Source organism: Nocardiopsis quinghaiensis, from assembly GCF_008638365.1.
In the GTDB taxonomy this organism is placed as follows: Bacteria; Actinomycetota; Actinomycetes; order Streptosporangiales; family Streptosporangiaceae; genus Nocardiopsis; species Nocardiopsis quinghaiensis.
The window spans coordinates 265,583-287,276 of sequence record NZ_VWVU01000006.1 but is presented as its reverse complement, the minus strand read 5'-3'; the positions used below and the strand labels follow the sequence as shown (position 1 = coordinate 287,276).

Annotated in this window: 15 protein-coding genes, 2 pseudogenes and 1 other annotated feature; of the genes and pseudogenes, 14 read left to right on the top strand and 3 right to left on the bottom strand. The window is 69.2% G+C overall.

The window, feature by feature from the left end; genetic code table 11:
* Positions 1-30: 30 nt before the first annotated feature.
* Positions 31-486, top strand: coding sequence for a MarR family winged helix-turn-helix transcriptional regulator (locus tag FYX01_RS15170; protein WP_150241806.1), 456 nt, complete (start codon positions 31-33; stop codon positions 484-486).
* A gap of 249 nt (positions 487-735) precedes the next feature.
* Here FYX01_RS15170 and FYX01_RS15165 read toward each other — a convergent pair whose 3' ends face one another.
* Entirely contained in the window at positions 736-1,344 is a 609-nt protein-coding gene (locus FYX01_RS15165; protein WP_150241804.1) for a hypothetical protein, read from the bottom strand.
* 12 nt (positions 1,345-1,356) lie between these two features.
* On the opposite strand from FYX01_RS15165, the gene FYX01_RS15160 reads away from it, so the two are divergent.
* From FYX01_RS15160 to FYX01_RS15120, 10 genes and pseudogenes are all read left to right on the top strand, one after another.
* Positions 1,357-1,839: a transposase gene (locus FYX01_RS15160; RefSeq protein WP_223830475.1), complete on the top strand. Its 483-nt coding sequence runs from the start codon at positions 1,357-1,359 to the stop codon at positions 1,837-1,839.
* A gap of 397 nt (positions 1,840-2,236) precedes the next feature.
* Positions 2,237-2,923: a hypothetical protein gene (locus tag FYX01_RS15155; protein ID WP_150241802.1), complete on the top strand. Its 687-nt coding sequence runs from the start codon at positions 2,237-2,239 to the stop codon at positions 2,921-2,923.
* Positions 2,924-3,077: 154 nt separating this feature from the next.
* Positions 3,078-3,935, top strand: coding sequence for a transposase (locus FYX01_RS15150; RefSeq protein ID WP_190394339.1), 858 nt, complete (start codon positions 3,078-3,080; stop codon positions 3,933-3,935).
* On the top strand, positions 3,932-4,129 hold the full coding sequence (locus FYX01_RS15145) for a hypothetical protein (RefSeq protein WP_150241797.1): 198 nt from the start codon (positions 3,932-3,934) through the stop codon (positions 4,127-4,129). The genes FYX01_RS15150 and FYX01_RS15145 overlap by 4 nt, the downstream gene beginning before the upstream one ends.
* Before the next feature lie 339 nt (positions 4,130-4,468).
* On the top strand, positions 4,469-10,468 hold the full coding sequence (locus tag FYX01_RS15140) for a non-ribosomal peptide synthetase (protein WP_150241795.1): 6,000 nt from the start codon (positions 4,469-4,471) through the stop codon (positions 10,466-10,468).
* A gap of 15 nt (positions 10,469-10,483) precedes the next feature.
* Positions 10,484-10,600: pseudogene (locus tag FYX01_RS27035) on the top strand (phosphopantetheine-binding protein); the annotation flags it as partial.
* Positions 10,601-10,720: 120 nt separating this feature from the next.
* Complete coding sequence (locus FYX01_RS15135) at positions 10,721-11,893, top strand: SDR family oxidoreductase (RefSeq protein WP_263363751.1); 1,173 nt, start codon at positions 10,721-10,723, stop codon at positions 11,891-11,893.
* Positions 11,890-13,260, top strand: a complete 1,371-nt coding sequence (locus FYX01_RS15130; RefSeq protein WP_150241791.1) for a cytochrome P450 — start codon at positions 11,890-11,892, stop codon at positions 13,258-13,260. The genes FYX01_RS15135 and FYX01_RS15130 overlap by 4 nt, the downstream gene beginning before the upstream one ends.
* A gap of 38 nt (positions 13,261-13,298) precedes the next feature.
* Entirely contained in the window at positions 13,299-14,447 is a 1,149-nt protein-coding gene (locus tag FYX01_RS15125; RefSeq protein ID WP_190394337.1) for a tryptophan dimethylallyltransferase family protein, read from the top strand.
* Positions 14,448-14,479: 32 nt separating this feature from the next.
* Positions 14,480-15,277 carry a glucose 1-dehydrogenase gene (locus FYX01_RS15120; RefSeq protein WP_317846070.1) on the top strand — a complete coding sequence of 266 codons (798 nt, stop codon included), beginning with the start codon at positions 14,480-14,482 and terminating at the stop codon, positions 15,275-15,277.
* Positions 15,278-15,423: 146 nt separating this feature from the next.
* Here the strand turns inward: FYX01_RS15120 and FYX01_RS15115 are convergent, their stop codons facing one another.
* Positions 15,424-16,191 (bottom strand): MerR family transcriptional regulator, encoded by a 768-nt coding sequence (locus FYX01_RS15115; RefSeq protein ID WP_150241787.1) that lies wholly within the window; start codon positions 16,189-16,191, stop codon positions 15,424-15,426.
* A gap of 121 nt (positions 16,192-16,312) precedes the next feature.
* Here FYX01_RS15115 and FYX01_RS26665 point away from each other — a divergent pair, with 121 nt between their 5' ends.
* The 3 genes and pseudogenes from FYX01_RS26665 to FYX01_RS26195 all read left to right on the top strand — a co-directional run bounded on the left by FYX01_RS26665 (position 16,313) and on the right by FYX01_RS26195 (position 17,719).
* A complete protein-coding gene (locus tag FYX01_RS26665) occupies positions 16,313-16,603 on the top strand; it encodes a transposase (protein WP_223830474.1) in 291 nt (96 codons plus the stop codon).
* Between the two features lie 20 nt (positions 16,604-16,623).
* Positions 16,624-16,730 (top strand) — a sequence feature (AL1L pseudoknot).
* Positions 16,662-17,297, top strand: a pseudogene (locus tag FYX01_RS15105) (IS3 family transposase); the annotation flags it as partial. It overlaps the preceding feature by 69 nt.
* A 161-nt stretch (positions 17,298-17,458) precedes the next feature.
* On the top strand, positions 17,459-17,719 hold the full coding sequence (locus FYX01_RS26195; protein WP_190394336.1) for an integrase core domain-containing protein: 261 nt from the start codon (positions 17,459-17,461) through the stop codon (positions 17,717-17,719).
* A 932-nt stretch (positions 17,720-18,651) separates the two neighbouring features.
* On the opposite strand, the gene FYX01_RS15095 is transcribed toward FYX01_RS26195, so the two are convergent.
* The gene (locus FYX01_RS15095; RefSeq protein ID WP_150241781.1) at positions 18,652-21,660 is read right to left on the bottom strand and encodes a helix-turn-helix domain-containing protein; all 3,009 of its coding nucleotides are present in this window, start codon (positions 21,658-21,660) and stop codon (positions 18,652-18,654) included.
* Positions 21,661-21,694 lie beyond the last annotated feature (34 nt).

Sequence of the window (21,694 nt, the reverse complement as noted above, 5' to 3'; positions counted from 1 at the left end):
TGCCGTGTCGCCCGAAGGAGGCTGGGGAGCATGGGCATCGCCGACGACGCCGTCGAGATCCGCGCGCACGGGTGGCGCGCGCTCGCCGCGGTCTACAGCCTGATCGAGACCGCCCTGGAGAGGGCCCTGCAGTCCCGGCACGGCGTCTCCGTGGTGGAGTACACCGTCATGGACGCTCTGGACCGCCAGGACGGCTGGCATATGCGCATGCGTCAGCTCGCCCGCGCCGCGGCCCTGTCCAACAGCGCGGCCACCCGCCTGGTCACCCGCCTGGAGGATCGCGGCCTGCTCGCCCGGGTGCTGTGCGCGGACGACCGGCGCGGCATCTACACCGAGCTCACTCCCGCCGGGAGGACCCTGCTAGCGGAGGCGCGCCCCACCCACGACGCGGTGCTCAGGGAAGCGCTGGAGGAGGCCGAGGGCACACCCGAGCTGGCGCCCCTGGTGGCCGCCCTGCGCGACCTCGCGCCCCAGTCGCTCACCTAGGCCGTGCCGGACACCGCCTCGGGGTGCCGACGGTGCCGGGCTTCGGTCCGTTGAAGGAGTCGCGCGGCTGCCAGGCGACCACTCGGAGGGGCGGGTCCACCTGCGGGCCCCACGTGGGGTGGGACCCCCACGGGCCCGGGGCTACGCCGTCCGGGACGCGGGACAGGAGAAGGGCCCGCCGTGGTCCGGGGGTTCCAGTGGTCGTCGCAACGCTCCGCCCCAGGGGACGCGACGGACTTCCGTGACGCACTACGGAGCGCCGGCGCCCCCGCGGTCCCGGTCGTCGAGGCCCGGTTCCGACTCGCCGTCGAACGGCCCATACCCGGCGTCGTAGGCCTTCATCAGCCTCTGTGCGTTGCGCTTGTGCTTGCGCGCCCACGGCCAGGCGACGGCGAACACCACGACGATGAACAGCGCCAGGAACAGCTGGAAGATTTGCCCTGTGCCGTTCGAGAACTGGATCCCCGTGAACACCAGGTAGGGCACCCCGGCGGCCAGGGCGGCAAACGCGAAGAATCTGTTGGAGTTGGCGCGTTCGGCCTGGGGTGCCAGGTGCCGGGCGAGCCGGTCCACCCGGGGGTCACCGCTGAGTTCGCCCCGACGCAGGTGGCGCTGTGCGGCACGCAGGGTGTTCGGATCGGCGTCGTGGGGAACCTTCGCTTCCTTGATGGTCCACCGCATCATCAGCACGCCGATGCCTGCGCCCAAGGCCGCGCAGACGGCCATGCCCGCCAGAACACCGAGCATCCACGGCCAGATCTGTGACAGCGGTGTGTCGCCGAACACGGCGATCGGTACGAGGCAGAGGGCGAGCAGGGCCGCACCGTAGACAGTCACGATCAGTGCGACCCTCAGCATGTATTTCCAAGGATGGTTCTGGCCGTAGCGCTGAAGCAGCATGAAATGCCGGATGGGATTGAACCGGCCCATGCGGGGGTTATGCGTTTTCTCCGTCATGTCCACACCCTTGCCTTGGCAGCGCCGGGCAAACGAGCGCAACAGTTAATCGCGGTCCTGAAGCAGCTCAAGACCTTCTACGAAGGTGAACAGGTCGTGCTGGTCTGGGACGGGCTTTCCGCGCACTGGAGCCGGGCCATGCGTACCTGGGTCGCTGATCAGGACTGGCTGACTCTGGAACGGCTGCCCGCCTATGCCCCCGAACTCAACCCCGTGGAGATGCTGTGGTCAGCGATCAAGACCCGGGAGTTGGCCAACGTGGCCGGTGACCACCTGGCCGATGTCGCCGACGCGGCGGAGCAAGGCATCAACCGTGTCTGCGCAGAGGGCCGACTCCCATGGTCCTTCCTGGCTCACACCGGGCTGGAGATCCACCCTCCAACCCCACACAACTAACGAAAAACTCAGTAGGCCTCATCGGTCTGCGAGTGCAGCCAGCTGACCTGCCAGTTCATGCTTCTGTACGAGACACCCCATTGTCGTTGGCGACGTCAATGCCGTCAGCAGCACCGCGTACTGGCCTTCAGCTTGTTCTGCGGGGACGAAGGGTTAGTTCATAACTTTTTCGTTATGAATCTAGCTAGCTCATGGGGGTTTAGCGCCATGTCAGTCCCCAAGTGAGTAGACGGTTCGGATCCTTCCTGGTGTCGGTAGAGATTCTTGGGGGTTGTGAGCGTGATGAGTCCTCAAGTGCCTTCCTGTCCGATTTAACTTGTCCACGGTCTCGCGGGACCGACCGCACAACACCAGACTGGCATCCCCCATGCGTCGCTCCCTGACCCGTGCGACAGCGGTGACCACCGCTGCGGCACTGGCTCTGTCGTTGCTCACTCCCTCGACGGCACTTGCTGAAGAAAACGATCCCGTTCTCACAGAAGAGGCCCGAGCTGAACAGGCCGCCCTCGAACAGGCAGCCGAAACAGGAGAGTCCGTACCGGTTGAGGAACTCCTGGGGGAGCGTCGCGATGTCGTGGCCAACCCTGATGGCACTTTCACCGCGACCGAGTACGTCCAGCCTGTTCGCACCAGGCAGGACGACGCATGGGTGGACACAGACCCCACCCTGGTGGAGAGGGAGGACGGCCGTCTTGCTCCGCGCGCGTCCACCCTTGGGCTCTCCCTTTCCAACGGTGGTGAAGGACCGATTGCGGTCTTGGCCCGTGCTGGCAAGAAGCTCGAGCTGGGATGGCCGACTTCGCTGCCCGAACCGGCGATTGACGGTGAGACTGCAACCTATCCTCAGGTCCTTCCTGGTGTGGACTTGGTTCTCAGAGCCAGTGTGGATGGCTTCTCTCAGGTCCTGGTGGTGGAGGATGCCGAAGCTGCGGCCCAACCGGAGATCGCACAACTGCGGATGTCCGTCAGTGCGGACGGCTTGCAGATGGCGACTACTGACCATGGGGGCATCAGGGCACCGGAGTTCTCGTGCTTTGTCGGGGAACGCACGAACGCCGGAGTTGAACGGTTCATAGGAGTATGACCGGGGTTCTGACATGCGAAAACGGGCACGGACCTGAAGGATCATGGAGTTGTCGAGAAACCACGATCCGTAAGGCCGCATGCCCGCCGTGTCATCCTCCCGCACTCCACACCTGTCTTCAACCGCACCCGCGCAACCACTCACCCCTGACCTGATGGACCACCTGGCCACCATCGACGACCCGCGTGATCCACGCGGCCGCCGCTACACCCTTCCCGCCCTGCTCGCCCGCCTGGACCCCGCCCAGCTCACCGGTGCGGGTCTGGCCTGCCTGCACACCCGCACCCCGCCCGAGAAGTGCCCGCCGCGCACCCCGACCGGGGCACCCGAACGCGAGCACCGCCGCGCCCACAACGGGCAGCGGCGCCGATCCCCGCACCGGGCACCCCGCCACATCGCCTACGCCACCGACGGCAAGACCCAGCGCGGAGCCCGCACACGCAAGGGCCAACGCTCCACGTCGGTGGTCTTCCACGCCGCCCGCCACCACGACGCGGCCGTGGTGGCCAGCACCCCGATCCGGAGCAAGGGCGCCGAGACCAGCGCCTTCACCACCCTGCTCGACCAGCTCGACGACGACCACCTCCGCGGGGTGCTCATCACGGCCGATGCCCTGCACACCGTGGCCGACCACGCCGCATACCTGCGCGAACGCCGAGCCCACTACCTGATCTACGTCAAGGGCAACCGGCCGACCCTGCACGGGCAGCTTGCCGCCCTGCCCTGGGACGAGGTCCCCCTCGCCACACGGAGGGACCCGTCCATGCCCACGGGCGGGAAGAGCGCCGCTTGCTCAAGGTCACCGCAGTGGAGGGGCTGGCCTTTCCCGGAGCGCGCCAGGTGGTGCGCATCGAGCGTCACCGCCGCAGGCACGGCACCGTCAAGGGCAGCCGCGAGGTGGTCTTCGCCGTCACCGACCTGGACGCCCACCAGGTCTCACCGGCGGAGCTGGCCGCTCATGCCCGCGGGCATTGGACGGTGGAGAACCGGGTGCATTACGTGCGGGGCGTGACCTTCAAAGAGGACGCGCGCCGCACCCGTACCGGGGCGGCCCCGGTCGTGCTGGGGTGTGCGACCGACATCGTCCGCCAGGCGTTGGCCGTCGCGGGGTGGAAGAACCTCGCGTCCGGGCGCAGAGCCCACACCGATCCGGCAAAAGCTCTCGAACTCCACGGCATCAGCCGAGGTCGGCCTGTATGGATCTGAAACGCGAGAACCCCGGGGTCCTGGGCACCGAACCCAGGCAAAAATCCGACCAATTCCTTTGCCTTTTCTGCGAGTTTGTACCGAATTCTCTTCTTCGTTTTTCTTGTGGATTCGCAAAGTTCCACCCGGTCCGGCCTTCCAGTTTCAACAGGGAGGGTATCGTCGTCCACGGCATGTTGGACGTCTCGACTGTTCGATATGGGCTCCATTTATTTTTCATGCGTGGTTGAGGCCGTTTTTTCCGAAGATCCCGATGTGCTACGAAATTGCTGCCCGGGGTCTCTTGTCGAGCTCTGCCCGACATCCCTTCTTCCTGCTTTTCTTGAGGAGTGACGCGCCGTGCCGAGCGACCGGAATTCCAGTGGGCGACCGCTCACGCCCCCGCTCCTGCACCGCCTTTTCCAGGACCGGGCCGAGCAGTCCCCCGAAGCCGTCGCCGTGGTGTGCGGCGGGGACAGGCTGAGCTACGCCGGACTCGAAGCACGCGCCAACCGGATCGCCCGCCGCCTCGTCGGAAGCGGATGCCGACCCGGCGACATCGTGGGCGTGGCCCTGCCCCGCTCGATCGACCTTGTCGCCGCCGTCCTCGGGGTGGTCAAAGCGGGTGCGGCATACCTTCCGCTGGACGTCCGCCACCCCGCCTCGCGGCTGAGCGTCCTTCTGGCGGAGACCCGCGCGCGAATCGTCGTCTCCGACACCCCCGCCCCGCTCTTCGCCGCCGGAACCGACGTGCTCACCGTGGACGGAGCCGGTCCTGACGGCGACCCGGGGGCTCCCGACGTGCCGGTGAACGCCGAGGACCTCGCCTACGTCATGTACACGTCCGGATCCACCGGCCGTCCCAAGGGCGTGGCCGTTCCGCACCGCGCGGTGGTGTCCCTGGCCGCCGACAGCCGGTGGCGCAACGGCGCGCACGAACGGGTCCTGCTGCACTCTCCGCACACCTTCGACGCCTCCACCTACGAGATGTGGGTCCCGCTGCTGGGCGGCGGGTGCGTGGTGGTCGCTCCGGAGGGCCGCCTCGACATGGCCGAATTGGGGCGCGTCGTCGCCGACGGCGGTGTCACAGGCATGTTCGTCACCAGCGCGCTGTTCAGCGTCATCGCCGACGAGTTCCCCGCATGCTTCGCGGGAATGCGGGAGGTCTGGGTCGGAGGAGAGCAGGTCTCGGCGAAGGCGTGCCTCAGGGTCCTCGACCGCTGCCCGGACCTGGCGCTGGTGAACGGGTACGGACCGACCGAGTGCACGACCTTCGCCGTCTGCCATCCGCTGTCCGGCGGCCGGATCACCGAACCGGTGCCGATCGGTCTTCCGATGGACGACACGCACTGCTACGTCCTCGACGCCTGCCTCAAGCCGGTCCGGCCCGGTGAGCAGGGGGAGCTGTACCTGGCGGGAGCCGGGCTCTCGCACGGCTACCTGCATGCGCCCGGCCTCACCGCCGAGCGGTTCGTCGCCGACCCCTTCGGGCTGCCCGGCACGCGCATGTACCGCACCGGTGACGCGGTGCGCCGGAACGGGGACGGCGCGATCGAGTTCCTGGGCCGTACCGACGACCAGGTGAAGATCCGGGGTTTCCGGATCGAACCCGGAGAGGTCGAGGCGGTGCTGCGCGACCACCCCGAGGTGGCCCAGGCCGTGGTGACGGCGCGGGAGGACCGGCCCGGTGAGCGTCGGCTCGTGGGCTACGCGGTGGCCTCCGACCCCGACGGCCGAGCCGCCGAGGAGGCCGACGACCACCAGGTCGGCGAATGGCGCGGCGTCTATGACCGGTTGTACGGTTCCGCGGCGGAGGAGGGCCCGGCGGGGCTTGTCACTGACTTCTCCGGGTGGAACAGCAGCTACGACGGACGCCCCATCCAGCCCGAGCACATGTACGAGTGGCGCGACGCCACCGTCGAACGCGTCCGCTCGCTGGGCCCGCGGCGCGTGCTGGAGATCGGTGTCGGTACCGGCCTGCTGCTGGCGGGTCTGGCCCCCGGGTGCGAGGCGTACTGGGGCACCGACTTCTCGGCGCCGGTCATCGACGCGCTGCGCCGCCGGGTGGACGCGGATCCGCTTCTCGCCGACCGTGTGGAACTGAGGGTCGGACGGGCGGACGACCTGGGCGGCCTGCCCTCGGGCTGCTTCGACACCGTCGTGATCAACTCCGTCACCCAGTACTTCCCCCATGGCGGCCACCTCACCGATGTCCTGAGAGGAGCGGCCGAACTGCTTGCCCCCGGGGGCGCGATCTTCGTGGGTGACGTGCGCGACCTGCGGCTTGCCGGGATCTTTCACGCGGAGGTCGCCCTGCGCCGCGCGGACCCTGCCGCCGACGCGGCCGAGGTACGCGCGGCTGCCGGACGGCGAGCCGCTGCCGAACAGGAGCTCATGGTCGCGCCCGACTACTTCACCGCGCTCCCTCAAGACGTCCCCCGGATCACCGGCGTCGACGTGCGGGTCAAGCGGGGACGGTACGGCAACGAGATGTCGCGGTACCGCTACGACGTCGTGCTGCGCACCGCACCACCCGCACCGGGAAGCGGGGACCGCACGCCGCTCGACCTGGTATGGGGCGTCGACATCGCCGACACCGACCAGCTGGCAGCCGTCCTGGCGGCCCGGCGGGACACCCCCCATGTCCGACTGCTCGGTGTGCCCAACCGGCGCGTGGCCTCCGCCGCGCGCGCCTGGCAGGCGTTGCAGGACGGCGATGCGGCCCAGGCCAGGCTGTGCCTGGAGGACACCTCCCAGGAGATCCCCGACCCCGAGGAGCTGCACGAGGCCGCACGCCGTGCGGGCCGCGAAGCGGTAGTCACCTGGGCCGCGGACAGCAGCGACGGCGGTCTCGACGCGCACTTCTTCGACTGCCGGGGGGAACGACCGACCGCACCCGCGTTCTTGTACCGTGCACACGACTCCGGCGCCGCGCAACTCCCGCGCCACACCAACAGCCCGGGGCTGTCCCGCCGGGCCGGCGCCCTGTTGGAGCGGGTGCGCTCGCACTTGCGCGCCCACCTGCCCGACCACATGGTTCCTGAGCACGTCGTGGTGCTGGAACGGCTGCCCCTGACCCCCAACGGCAAACTCGACCGCGCGGCCCTTCCCGCGCCGGACCTCGGCGGTGCCGACGGCCGGGCGCCCCGCACTCCGATGGAGGAGCGTCTGTGCGCGCTCTGCGCCGAGGTTCTGGGCGTGGAGCGGGTGACCATCGACGACGACTTCTTCTCCCTAGGCGGGCACTCGCTGTCGGCGACCCGGTTCACCAGCCGGATCCGGAGCGCACTGGGCGCCGAGCTCTCGGTTCGGGACGTGTTCGAGGCGCCCCGCGTGTGCGATCTGGTGAGACGCCTCGACCGGAGTGGGAGGCGGCCCGAGGTCGGGCCGCGGCAGCGCCCCGACCGGGTTCCGCTGTCCCCCGCCCAGTCGAGGCTGTGGTTCCTGCACCGGTTGGAAGGGACCTCTACCCTCTACAACGTGCCGATGCGGATCCGGTTGACCGGACGCCTGGACCCCGAGGCGCTGCACACCGCGTTCACCGACGTCGTGCGCCGCCACGAGATCCTGCGCACGGTCATCGGTGAGCACGAAGGGGTCCCCCACCAGGTGGTGCTGGACGACGCGCGGCCGGAGTTCGGCGTGGTCCGCGCCGATCCCGAGCAGATCGAGGAGCGGGTGGCCGCGGCAGCGCGCCGCGGGTTCGCTCTCGACTCCGAGGTCCCGGTCCGCGCCACACTGTTCCGTCTCTCGGAAGAGGAACATGTGCTGCTGGTCGTCCTGCACCACATCGCGTGCGACGGATGGTCGCTCGCCCCGCTGTGGCGGGACCTGTCCACCGCCTACACGGCCCGCCTCGACGGCCGCGCCCCCGTCTGGCCCCGGCTCCGCGCGCACTACGCCGACTACACGCTCTGGCAGCGCGACCTCCTCGGTTCCGACGGGCTCGCCGAGCGGCAGCTGGCCCACTGGCGGAACGCCCTCGCGGGGCTGCCCGACCGGCTGGCCCTGCCCACCGACCGACCGCGCCCGCCCGTGGCGCGGCACCGTGGCGGCACCGTTCGCCTCGACATCCCTGCGCCGCTGCACCGGGGGCTGGCCGCCCTGGCCCACCGGCACGGCGCCACTCTGTTCATGGTGCTGCACGCGGGGTTCGCCGCGCTGCTCACCCGCATGGGCGCCGGCACCGACATCCCCGTCGGCAGTCCGGTCGCGGGCCGTGGCGACGACGCGCTGGAGGACCTCGTGGGGTTCTTCGTCAACACGCTCGTGCTGCGCGCCGACACCTCCGGCGATCCGCGGTTCCTCGACCTGCTTGCCCGGGTCCGGGAGACCGACCTCGCCGCACACGCCCACCAGGACCTGCCCTTCGAACGGCTCGTCGAGGAGCTCGGGCCCACACGCTCCCTCTCGCACCACCCCCTCTTCCAGGTCATGCTGGCCCTGCAGAACGCGCCTGTGGCCGAGGTCCGGCTGCCGGGAGCCACCGCCGAGGTGGACCTGGTGGGAACGGGGACGTGCCGGTTCGATCTGGTGCTCAGCCTCACCGAGCAGCTCGATGGAGAAGGCGAGCTCCTCGGGCTGACCGGGATCGTCGAGTTCGACACGGACCTGTTCGATCAGGAGACGGTCGAGGCGCTCTCGCGCACCCTGGTCAGGCTGCTCGACCGCGCGGTCGCCGACCCCGACCAGCGGATCGGGGCCATGGACGTCCTTGACGACGAGGAGCGCCGCTGCGTCCAGGTCACCTGGAACGACACCCGGCGGACCCTGCCGGCGGAACCCTACCCGGCGCTCTTCCAGCGCCGGGTCGCCCGGAACCCGGACGCCCCGGCCGTCATCCACGGCGGCACCGTCCGGACCTACCGTGATCTGAACGCTCGTGCGAACCGGCTCGCCCGCGCACTCATCCGCCGCGGCGCCGGCCCCGAACGCTACGTCGCGGTCGCCCTGCCCCGCTCCGCCGACCTGGTGGCCGTGCTCCTCGCGGTCATGAAATCGGGTGCCGGATACCTGCCGCTCGACCCCGCCCACCCCGGCGAGCGTCTCGCCATGATGCTCGCCGAAGCGCGCCCGGTCCTCGTCCTCGGCGCCGATCTGGGCATCGGCGGCCTTCTCTCCGCAGGGGTGTCTGTGGCGCTGGACAGGATCGAGGCCGAGGCCGCGGAGTACCCCGACAGCGATGTCACCGACGCGGAGCGCACCACCGCGCTGCGCCCACACCACCCGGCTTACGTCATCTACACCTCGGGGTCCACCGGACGCCCCAAGGGTGTCGTGGTCACCCACACCGGCCTTCCCGGCCTGGCAGCCGCCCAGCGCGAGCGCTTCGGTGTGACCGGTTCTTCCCGGGTCCTCCAGTTCGCCCCGATCGAGTTCGACGGCGCGGTGTGGGAGATCTTCGGAACGCTGGCCCTGGGCGCGGCCCTGGTCACCGCGTCTCCGGAGGAGACCGCCCCGGGGCCTGCGCTGGCCGGGTTGGTCGCGCGGCACGGCATCACGCACGCCACGCTGCCGCCGGGGGTGCTCGCCGCCATGGACCCGGCCGACCTGCCCGGGGTCTCCTCTCTGATCTCCTCGGGCGACGTACTACCGGCGCACCTTGCCGGGAAGTGGGCGTCCGGACGGCTGCTCGTCAACGGCTACGGGCCGACCGAGACGACGGTGTGCGCCACGCTGAGCCGCCCTCTGGCGGGGGACGACGGCACGCCTCCACCCATAGGGAAGCCCACCGTCGGCATGCGCTGCCGTGTGCTCGACGAGAGGCTCGCCCCTGTGCCCGTCGGAGTTCCGGGCGAACTGTATGTCGCCGGTCCTGGACTCGCCCGGGGCTACCTCGGGCGTCCCGGCCTCACCGCGACGCGGTTCGTGGCCGACCCGTTCGGGGTTCCGGGCGAGCGGATGTACCGCACCGGCGACCTGGTCCGCTGGAGGAGAACGGGGGAGCTGGAATTCCTGGGGCGGGCCGACGACCAGCTCAAGATCCGCGGGTTCCGCGTCGAGCCGGGCGAGGTCGCTGCCCTCCTCGAACAGCATCCGGGCGTCGCCCGCGCCGTGGCCGTGGCGCGCGAGGACACTCCCGGGGACAGGCGCCTCATCGCCTACGCGGTTCCGGCCGCAGACCCGTTGGACGGCGCCGAGCTGCGCCGGTACGCCGCCGGGCGCCTCCCCGCGGCCCTGGTCCCGGCCGCCGTCGTCCCGCTCGACACGCTTCCCGTACTGCCCAGCGGGAAGGTCGACCGGTCCGCGCTGCCCGCACCCCGGTACGGGGCTGGTGCCGTCGGCCGCCCACCGCGCACAGGCGCGGAACGCGTCCTGTGCGAGCTGTTCGCCGAAGTCACGGGGCTGACCCTGGCCTAAGTCGGAGCGGACGACGGGTTCTTCGACCTCGGCGGGCACTCGCTGCTCGTCCCCCGGCTCCTCGGCGGGATACGCGACCGGCTGGGTGTGGAACTCACGGTCCGCCGTCTGTTCGAACTCCAGACGGCAGCCGCGCTCGGCCGGGAGGTCGAGGGGACCGGAACCCGCCGGGTCGGCACCCGCCCCGCAGCACACGACCTCGCCGCCGAGGCCGAACTCGACCCGGGCATCGCCCCGCGCACGACCCGCGCCGTGGATCCCGCCCGTGTCGCCGACCCCCGACACATCCTGCTCACCGGGGCGACGGGATTCCTCGGTACCGCCCTGTTGCGCGAACTCCTGGCCCGTACGTCGGCGACCGTGCACTGCCTGGTTCGCGCCGACGACGAGTTCGCCGCCGCTGAACGCCTCCGGAACGCACTGAACAGCCGCGGACTGCGGATCGACGGCGAGGCGGCGGCCCGGATCGCGGCCGTCCCCGGTGACCTCGCCCGGCCGCTCCTGGGCCTGTCCGAGGACCGCTTCGACCGGCTCGCAGACCTCGTCGACGCGGTCTACCACAACGGGGCGAGGGTGAGCGCGGTGGAACCCTACTCCCGCCTGCGAGATCCCAACGTGTACGGCACACGCGAGGCCATCCGGTTGGCGGCACGCTCGCGTGCGGTGCCGGTGCACTACGTGTCCACCGCGGCGGTGGCGGTCTCCGCCGCCGACAACCCGCCTGTGATCACCGAGGACCGTCGCGTACCCGCGGAGGAGGTCCTGCCCAGCGGCTACGTGGCCAGCAAATGGGTCGGGGAGGGGCTGGTGCGCGCCGCGGCCGAACGCGGCCTGCCCGTCACCGTGCACCGCCCCGGCCGGATCGGTGGGCACTCCGGCACCGGTTCCGGGGGGACGGACGACACTCTGTGGCACCTCGTCCGGGCCATGCTCGTGCTCGGCGCGGTTCCCGAGAGCGCCTCCGTCTCCGCCGCCACCGTCGACCTCGTCCCGGTCGACCACGTGGCGCGGATGATGGTTCACCTCTCCCTGCGGCCCGGGACCGCGGGACTGACCCACCACCTGACCTGCCGGCAACCGGTCCGGTTCACCGCGCTCACCGACGCGCTGCGCCGCAGGGGCCACGACCTGGCCGTACTGCCGGACGCGGAGTGGGGCGAACGGCTGAGGCGCACCCGGGAGCGGAACCCGGAGGCCGGGCTGGAGGCGGCGGCCCTGCTTGAGGGCCTCCTGCCCACCGCCATCGGCCTGGGCGGGCTGCACTTCGACCAGAGAAACACCACCGCGGGCCTCGCCGACGCGGACGTCGGCTTCCCCGTCGTGGATGAGGCCCTCCTCGCGCGCTACATCGCGTACTTCACCGAATCCGGCTTCTTCCCGCCACCGAAGCACGCACCGACCCGAGCGAAGGGCGAAACCTCGTGACCAACCCGTTCGACGACCCCGACGGCCGCTACCTCGTCCTTGCCAACAACCTCGGCCAGCACTCGCTCTGGCCCGCTTCCGCCGACGTCCCCCCGGGGTGGACGGTACGCCGCGACCGGGCCGACCGGGCCAGTTGCCTGAGCTACATCGAACGGTCCTGGACCGACATCTGCCCGGCCGGCCACGCGGACCCGGTCGACTACCCCTTTCGCGACCACGACCGGCTGGAGGTCGACCCCGTCTACGCCGAGCTCCGCCACCACCGGCCCGTGCTCCGCGTCCGGGTGCCCTACGGGGACGACGCGTGGCTCGTCACCCGCCACGAGGACGTCAAGACCGTGCTGGGAGACCCCAGGTTCAGCCGGGCGCTGACCGCCGAGAACGACGAGTCGCGCCTGACCCCTCTACCGGTCAACACCAGCATCCTCGGCATCGATCCGCCCGACCACACGAGGCTGCGGCGCCTGCTCAGCCGAACGTTCACCTCGAAGAGGGTCGAGGGCCTGCGCCCACGCGTGCGGCAGATGAGCCTGGACCTGCTCGCCGACATGGAGTCGCGGGGCGGCCCCGGCGACCTGGTCGAGGACTTCTCGCTCCCGCTCACCGCCCTGGTCATCTGCGAACTCCTCGGCGTCTCCCACGAGGACCGGCCGAGGTTCCGGGTGTGGCTGGACGCGTTCTCCAGCACTACCGCGTTGAGCGCCGCGGAGATCGAGTCGCGCACCTCGGCGCTCTACGACTACATCGCCGCCCTGGTCGAGCAGCGCCGCCGCGAGCCCCGGGATGACCTCGTCAGCGTCCTGGTGAGGGCCCAGGGCGAGGGGGAAGTGAGCGAGCGGGAAGTCGTCGAACTCGTCAGCGTCCTGCTGATCGCGGGCTACGAAACCACTTCGGCCCAGCTCATGAACTCCGTCCACGTGCTGTTCACGCATCCCACGGCATACGCCGAACTGCGCGAGGACCCCTCCCGGATACCGAAGGCCGTGGACGAGCTGCTCCGCTTCGTGCCCCTCGACGCGCACGTCGCCTTCGCGCGCTACGCCCGAGAGGACGTCGAGCTCAGCGGGACCCTGGTCCGGGCGGGGGAGGCGGTCCTCCCGGTTCTGCCCTCCGCGAACCGGGATGCCTCGGTCTTCGACGAACCCGACCGGCTCGACCTGCACCGCGAGCGCAACCCCCATCTCGGTTTCGGCTACGGGATCCACCGCTGCCTCGGTGCGCCGCTGGCCAGGATCGAGGTGGAGGAGGGGCTCGGCACACTCCTGCGGAGGTTTCCCCGGCTGCGCCCCGCGGTGCCTCCGGAGGAGATGGAGTTCAGGAAGGGAATCCAGGTGCGGATGCTCGAACACCTTCCGGTGCACTGGTGAACCGCAAAGAGGACAACGGAAGAGAGGAACACGGGAACGTGAGCATCGACAACCCGTCTCGGGGAGGCGACCCGTTCGTCATCAGCGGCCCGCTGCCTCGGGACCACCCGCTGCGTCTGGCCTCCGACCGCTACCCGCCAGCCACGAGTCGGATCGAGGCCGCCGCGGACAAGCTCGCGCGGTGCCACGAGGGGTTGGGCCTGTCCGGGGAACGGGCAGCCGACGCGGCTCTTCTCCTCGCCGAGGTGTGGGGGCCGTCCGCCGGCCGTGCGATCGGTGACCCGCTCTGGCGCTGCTACATCTCCGTCGACGGATCCCCCTTCGAACTCTCCTTGTCCTGGCGGGACGGGACCGCACAGGTGCGGATCTCGATCGAGGCGCTGGCGGACCCTCCAGAGCCGACCGCCAACCAGGAGTTCGCGTGGGACCTCCTGCGCGGCCTCGCCGGGCGTCCGGGAACACACGTGGAGCACGTCCTCGCGTTGGAGGACCTGTTCCGCTCTTCCTCGCCCCGCGAGCACTACTGGATGGGGCACGGGATCGCATGGCCTCCCGGCGCCGATCCGATGTTCAAGGTCTACCTCGACCCGCACGTCGACGGGCCGGAGCGGGCTCCGGCCGTGGTCGAAGAGGCGATGGAGCGCCTGGGGATGAGGGAGGGGTGGCACGCCACGCTCGCCCACATCGACGGACACGGCGGCCCGGGTCGGATCGGGGCGTTCTCCCTCGATCTGGAGAATCCCGCCAGGGCACGAACCAAGGTCTACCTCCAGTATCCGGACCTGGATGGGGAGGCCATCGACCGGCAGGCCGAGGCCGCCCCGAGCCACGTCCCTGGTACGTTCGCGACCGCCCTGCGCGAGATCCTGGGCCGGGTCGGCCCTCCCTTCGCCAAGCCGCCGGTCACCTGTTTCGCCTTCCGGAAGGGGGAGGACCTGCCGGTGGCCGCCACCCTGTACGTACCGATGGTCCAGCCGTTGGCCCACGACGCCGAGGCCCGCGACCGCGCCGCGGCGTTCATGCGGAGCGTCGGTGCGGACCCGGGCCCGTACACGTCCTTCCTCGACTCCCTCGCGGACCGGCCGCTCAGCGAGACGCGGAACCAGAACTTCATCGCCTACGAGCCCGCACGACCGGGGAAGGGGCCACGCTTCTCCGTCTACTCGGCGCCCGGACTCTACACCTGACAGTTCCGACCGAGAGGAAGGAGACCGGCTCCGTGACTGCTATCAGGCCGGACACGACGAACGGTTCCGAGGAACCCGACGAAGCCGCCCCGGCCACCCCCCTGGCCGGAAGGAACGCCGTGGTGACCGGCGGATCACGCGGCATCGGACGCGCCATCGCCCTGAGACTGGCCAGGGACGGCAGCGCCGTGGTGATCAGCTACAACAAGGACACGGCCGCGGCCCACGAGGTCGTGGCAGAGATACGCGCCGCAGGAGGGCGAGCCTCGGCCGAACGCGTCGACCTGGAGGTCCTGTCCGACCTCGACCGCCTCTTCGCCGCCGCCGAGGAGTTCGGAGGGGTGGACATTCTGGTCAACAACGCGGGGATCAGCGCGGTCGGCGCCATCGCCGACATCACCGAGGCGGAGTACGACCGGGTCATGGCGGTCAATGCCAAAGCGCCGCTGTTCGCGCTGCGCTGGGCTGCGGGTCGCCTCCGCGGGGGAGGGCGGATCGTCAACATCTCCTCTCTGAACACCGCGATGCCCGAGTCCGGGGCGGCCGCCTACTCAGCGAGCAAAGCGGCGCTGGAGCAGTTCACCAGGGTGGCGGCCCGTGAGTTCGCGGATCGCCGCATCACCGTCAACTCCGTCTCGCCAGGGCCTGTCGAGACCGCCATGCTCACAGACGCGAATCCGCCGGAGGCCCTGGAGCAGGCAGCGGCCGCTACCCCGTTCGGCAGGCTCGGGCAGCCCGCCGACATCGCCGATGCGGTGGCCTTCCTCGCGGGCCCCGACGCGCGCTGGATCACCGGCCAGAACCTGCGCGTGACGGGAGGGCTGCTCTGACCCGAACCGCGCGGACGTCCCTTCGCCGGGGCCATCGACCGGGTGGCCGAAGGGGGAGACGGGCCGGTACTCCGCCCCCACGGGTTCGAGGTAGCCGAGCACCTCCCCGTCCCCCTCCCTGCGGTGGGCGCGCCAGTGTCCGGGGATCACGTGGCGCCCTGCCCGCCCAGGCGTTCGCGGGCGTAGACCGCCATGGCGTCGCGCTGGTAGGCGGCCAGCCCCGGGGCGACCCGCTCGTAGACCTCACGCCAGGATCCCTCCTCGGCGTAGACCCGGCCCAGGTGGGCGAACGCTTCGGCGTCGGGCGTCCACATGCGGCACACCCCCAGGTAGTGGGCGTGCACCTCCTCCTGGACGGCCGGGTCGGTGACCGGGGTCCCGGCGGCCATGTGCGCGGCCATCCTCCCCATCTGGGCGGCGACCTCCGAGCGGCTGTACTCCTGGTCCTGTTCGGTCATCCCCTCGGACGCCTGCCGGGCCTGCTCCCACTCGCGCGGCCACTCGGTGCGGGCCCTCTCGCTGTAGGCGGTGGTGTCAAACCCGGCGAAGAGCTCCTCGGGGTGGTTGGCGCCTGCCATGTGGTCTCCCTCCTCCAGTGCGCCGATGGTGCGGCGCACGGTGTCGACGAGGGTGTCGATGCGGTCCCGTTCGGCCAGCAGGTCACCCAGGTGGGTGCGGAGTGCGGCCGCCTCACCCTGCCGCTCGTCCAGCACCCGGGCGATGTCGGACAGCCCCATCCCCAGCTCCCGCATCAGGAGGATGCGCTGGAGCCGGAGGAGTTCGCCCCGCCCGTAGTGGCGGATGCCGCCGGGGCCGGCCCAGGCCGGTTCCAGCAGCCCGATCCGGTGGTAGTGCCGCAGGGTTCGCGAGGTGGTCCCGCTCATCCGGCACACCTCGCTGATCGGCCAGGACATCGTGTTCTCTCCCTCGTCGGGCCGATCTGTCCGGCCTCGAACACGACGTTAGGAGTTGACGCCGTGTCAACCGCAACCCTGATATCCCCGTCATCCGTACGAGTACCCGAGCTGGAGGACTGTGCGTCTCTCCCGCGGCGGCAACCGCAGGATCAACACGGCCCTGCACATGGCCGCGGTGACCCAGGTTCGTCTGGGCCAAGAAGGCTCTGCGTACTACGACAAACTCATCGGCAGGGGCAAGACGAAGACCGAGGCGATGCGGCTGCTGCTGCGGCGGCGTCTGTCCGACCGGGTGTTCTCCGCGATGCGTGCTGACGAACACCTCAGCGCCGAGGCTGTGGTGACCCGGCCGACTTCGGGACCCGGCATTGCAGGAACGACCGTTGTCGAGCTTCGCTCGGCTGCCTGAGGGGGCCGGGTTGACATAGGAGCATCGCGGAGCTCGACCGCCCACACACCAGGTAGTCGCCTACATCGACGTCTACCGTGCCGAGTTCGGGGTCGAGCCGATCTGCACCACGCTGCAGGTCGCCCCGTCCACCTACTACGTGGCCAAGACCCGCCCACCGTCTTTGCGTTCTCGCACCGATGAGGCCACCACCGCCAAGATCCGGGCCGTGCATGCCGACAACTACGCCGTGTACGGGGTGCGCAAGGTCCATGCCGAGCTGAACCGCCAAGGGCACCGGGCGGCCCGCTGCACCGTCCACCGCCTGATGAAGCAGGCGGGGCTGCGCGGGATCACCCGAACCAGGGGTCCGCGCACCACCGTGCAGGGTTCGGTTCCCGATACCCGCCCCGACCTGGTGGAACGCGCGTTCACCGCCGACGCGCCCAACCAGCTGTGGGTCGCCGACATCACCTACATCCGCACCTTCGCGGGCTGGGTCTACGCCGCGTTCGCCATCGACGTGCACTCGCGCCGGGTGGTGGGCTGGCAGGTGTCGCGGTCGTTGCGCACCGATCTGGCGCTGGACGCGTTGGAGATGGCGGTGTGGAACCGTCAGCACGTGGGTCGGCGCATTGATGGGCTGGTCCACCACTCCGACCGCGGAGTGCAGGGTGGATTCAACTGGTCGTCGCAACACCTCGATCACGAGGGTGCGCGATGGGACGCAAAAGAAAACAGCTCCCCGAGAAGCCTGCGGGAGCACGACGCCAGTGGGCGGCGGACCGGGCACTACGGCCTCCGATGCGCTCACCGGGCCGCCCCGAGCCCTCCCGTGCGGTCCAGCGCGACTTCTGGCGTCGGATCGCCTCGGGTGTGACCACCGGCGATTCCTACGACAACGCCCTTGCTGAGGCGTTCCACTCGTTGTTCAAGGCCGAACTGATCCGCAACCGGGGCCCGTGGAGGGGGCTGGACGAGGTGGAGATCGCGGTGGCCGAGTACGTGGACTGGTTCAACCACCGTCGTCTGCACGGCGAGATCGGACTGGTGCCGCCGGCAGAGTTCGAAGACGGCTTCTATGGGCAGCAGGCCGGGTCAACAGAGGGCGAAGCGTTGGTTCCGAGCCTCCAATAAACCCGATACGAGACACTGGCTTCAGCGTCGGTCGTTGACCAGGGATTCATCGCCGAGTGACCGAACGCTTGAGACGTCGAGAGTCTTCATACACAGTGATCGGAGGAGCGATCCATCTTGGTGTGATACAGGACACTCTCGCTTGGTACAAACTTGGTGGCCTGATGCTCCGGATGGGGAGCGATTGGTGTGCGTCGTTGGCACGGATCCTTTGCCAACCGCATCGCTAAATCACGAAAACATGAGGAAACCTGGGGCTTCTCTCGCTTTCGCGATGCGAGAAGCCCCAGGTCAGAGGCGGAGGATCGGGGATTTGAACCCCGGAAGGGATTGCTCCCTAACCGCATTAGCAGAGTTCAAGGTTTGACCAGTCCCTGTGCATGCCCTCTTGTGCCATTTCGTATGGTCACATGCAGTTTGGCTTACCAGGGCATGTTGCCCCATCACAGCTCGTGCCGGGTGGTTCTTGCCCGCCCTGCACCAACAAACCTGGCAGTGGTGGTGTGTTTGTTTGTACCAACCTCTGGTAGTGCGGTACCTACCATCCACCAATGCGCTTCCACCCTCACTGGTTCTGCGTCAACGGGATTTCGTTGCTTGCCGGGAAGTGCGAGAAATTCGTGAAGGGAAATAATTCCTGTATCCGATTTAATATCCAGGATGGCATGAGGTATCCGATGTGTGTACCGATGCGGTCCGCTCTGGTAACACACCATTCTCCGTAGGTGCTCGCTGTCGTTAGTTATACGGCGTGCCGAGTGTGTTGTGTGCCCCATGGGCCAGTTTGGTACGTCCGTGGTACAGGCTGGTCCGGGTGCGCCGCCTTTAGCTGACGGATTTGGATGTCGTCACCCGAGGCAGATGGTGTATGTACACGACGAACAACCGTGCACGAGTGGCCTGTTCGGGTACAGAAACAGCCGCAGGCGGGATCACAGATTTAGTTCGTCCCAGGTCCATGGCTGTGCGGGAGTGCCGTCGAGTTCACGGCCGTGGGGCAACAGGAGTGGGAAAGGATCCCAGAGTCTGCCAGCGTCCATAGTCCTGCGTAGTACATGTAGTACGGGGATATCGTTGGCGGGGTCGGTGTGGTTGGCGGCTCGGGTAGCCAAAGTCGCTGCCGCCTGCTCGTGCCCCGCATCGAGCAGTACATGCAGTAGGTAGGCGTCGTCGGCGCGGGAGGCGGGGTCAGTGTGGGTGGTGATTCGGGTGACCAGAGTTGCCGCCGCCTTTTCTTGTCCAATCTTGCGTAGTACTTGCAGTAGGTGAGTGACGCTGGCCATGTTAGTGGGATTGGTGTGGGTGGCGGGGTCGCGTTCCAGCATGGCTTTCAAAGCCTGTTCCTGCCCCGCCTGATGCAGCACCCACAGCAGGCTGGCGACGCTGTTAGGGTCTGTGAGACCGGCTTGAGTAGCCAGGGTTATCGCAGCCTGTCCCTGCCCCACTTCATCCAGGACTCGCAGCAGATGGGCAAGGCCATTCGGGTAGGCGGGGTTGGTGTAGATCTCGGGGGTGTGCTCCAGCATAATTTTCCGAGGCTCCTCCGTCGCTACCTCACGCAGCTTCCGCAGTAGTTGGTAGATGCCGTTCGGGTTGGTGGAGCTGACGTAGGCAGCGGCTCGGGTGGCTAAGGCCATCGCCGCCTGTTTGTACCCTGTCTCTTTCAGCTCCTGTATCAGGTGGGCGACTCCGTTCGGGCTGGTGAGATCGGTGTGGGTAGCGGGGTCGCGCTCCAGCACAGTTTCCAGTGCTTGTTTCGGCCCCCACTGGCGTAGCACCTGTAGCAGGTCGACGATGCTGTCCGAGTCAGCGAGGTTGATGTGGACGGCGGCCCGCATGGCCAGAGTCGCCGCCGCCTTTTCCTGTCCCGCCTCACGTAGTGCTTGTAGTAGGCGGGTGACGCCCTCTGGGTCGGAGGGATCGCTGTGGGTGGCGGGGTCGCGTTCCAGCAAGGTTTTTAAAGCCTGTTTCTGCCCCGCCCGGCGTAGTTCCACCAGCAGCCGGGCGATACCGGTGGGGTTAGCGAGGTTGGTGTGGGTGGCGGCTCGAGTGGCCAGAGTCTCCACTGCTTTTGCCTGTCCTCTGTGGCGCAGCACCTTCAGCAGGAAGACGATAGCGCTGGGGTCGGCAGGGTCGGCGTGGGTGGCGGGGTCGCGTGCCAGCGCAGTTTCCAGTCCCTGCTCCGTCTGGTGCAGCTCTACCAGCAGCTGGGCAACGCCAGTGGGATGGGTGAGGTCGGCGTGGGCGGCAATCCAGTGAGCACCGTGTCGGTGAGGGTCGAGCTCCGAGGAGAGCAGACGTATGAGGTGCCCTGGAGCTCTGGTGTGGTGAGTCAGTATCGCTCGGTGGTAGAGCCGGGCCGCGTGTTGGAACAGGCCACGAGCCTTAGCGGATTCGGCCAGGGAGTACAGGCTTTCGGGGTCCTGAGTGTGGTCGAGCAGAGCCTGCCACAGGGCGGGGCTGCCGAGTTGGTCGGCGCGGCGGTGGCGTAGGTGTTGGTCGAGGTAGTCGGCCGGTTCGTAGCCGGCCTCGGCGCCGGCGCGGGGTACGTGGGGGTGTAGGGCGGTCAGGGTGTGGCGGATGTCGGTGCGCGCACCATCCGAGCGTCGACCGGTGCTCAACGCGGCCAGTGCCTTCTGGGCCCAGTCGGGGTCGGTGGGGCGTTCGCGGGGGTCCAGTTCCGCGTCGGCGGCCTGGGCGAGCAGGGCTGCGGGCAGGGGAGCGCGGTGGCCCAGGCGGCGGGCGTCGATGGCGGCGGTGAGCAGGGCGTGTTCGACGGCGGTGAAGGTGTGGCCGGGGCCTTGGTCGTAGGCGGCCAACAGGGCGGGGCCGCCGCTGAGGTGCTGGACCACCCGGCCACGGTCAGCGGTCCCGGCGTGGAGGGCGCCGCGCATGCGCCGGTCGCCGCGCGCTGTGGCCAACTCTTCCCACTGGTCTTGTTCATGAGGGGAGAGGTGGCCGGGGACGGGGATGTGGGCGGTGGCCGGGTCGGTGAGGAGTTCGCGGACCTGGGCGTGGGGATCGGCGGAAGTCCCGAACCGGCTCAGCTCTTCCCAGTAAGGAGAGGTCCACAAGGTGCCCACCGCCACGATGCCCGTGCGCTGGTGCAACAGGTGGTGCAGGGCGGCGGCGGCCTCGGCAGCGCTGGTGCCGTAGAAGAAGCGTTGGGCCTCGTTGAGCCACAGCACCACCTGGTCGTCCACCTGCCCGTCGGCCAGAAGACGCAGGAGGTCGTTGGCGGTGGCCGGGCGCAGCAGGGGGCGGTGGGGGGCCAGTGTGTGCAGGGCTTCGTACAGGGCGCGGGTCTTGCCGGTGGAGGAGCCGCCGGTCAGCATCACCAGCACCGACGTTTCCCCGTCCAGAGCAGGCTCCAGGGACTCACACAACCGGACGTCGTGGGGACGGGGCAGGTAGGGGGTGAGGAAGGGGTAGCCGCCCGGGTCGGGGGCGGGCAGTACCGCGGCGTGCACCTGCAACTGGGCGGGTGCGAGATGGTCCACCGGGGCCGCGTTGTCCGCGACGGGGGCGTGCCCGGGTCGCGGATGTGCGGTGGGAGTGACTCCCGGGCCAGACGCAGGGCCCTGTTCGGCTCGACGGTCGAACGCCGGCTTCACCTCGGCGGCACTCTCGCGTAAGGCCAGGAGCGGTCTGTTATCCAGGCCGAGCGCTCTGGCCAGGGCCGTGACCGTCTCCTTGGACGGGATCGCTCCGGTGTTGTTGAGGGCCGCGGTGACCGTGGTGCGGCTCAAAGCTGCGCGTGCGGCCAGCTGACTCTTGCCCAGCCCCGCATTCAACCGGGCGGTGTCCAAACGATCGCCCAGCTGAGCGTGCGCATCCTCCGGTGTGGGCTGCTCACACGTGTTTGCCTGCCCCACACCAACTCCCACTGTGCCTGCCATGTCTGTACATCGTTGTTCATCTTTGTCCAGCTGGTCACCCACGGCCACCCCTTCGACCAGATTTGACGCCAGCAAC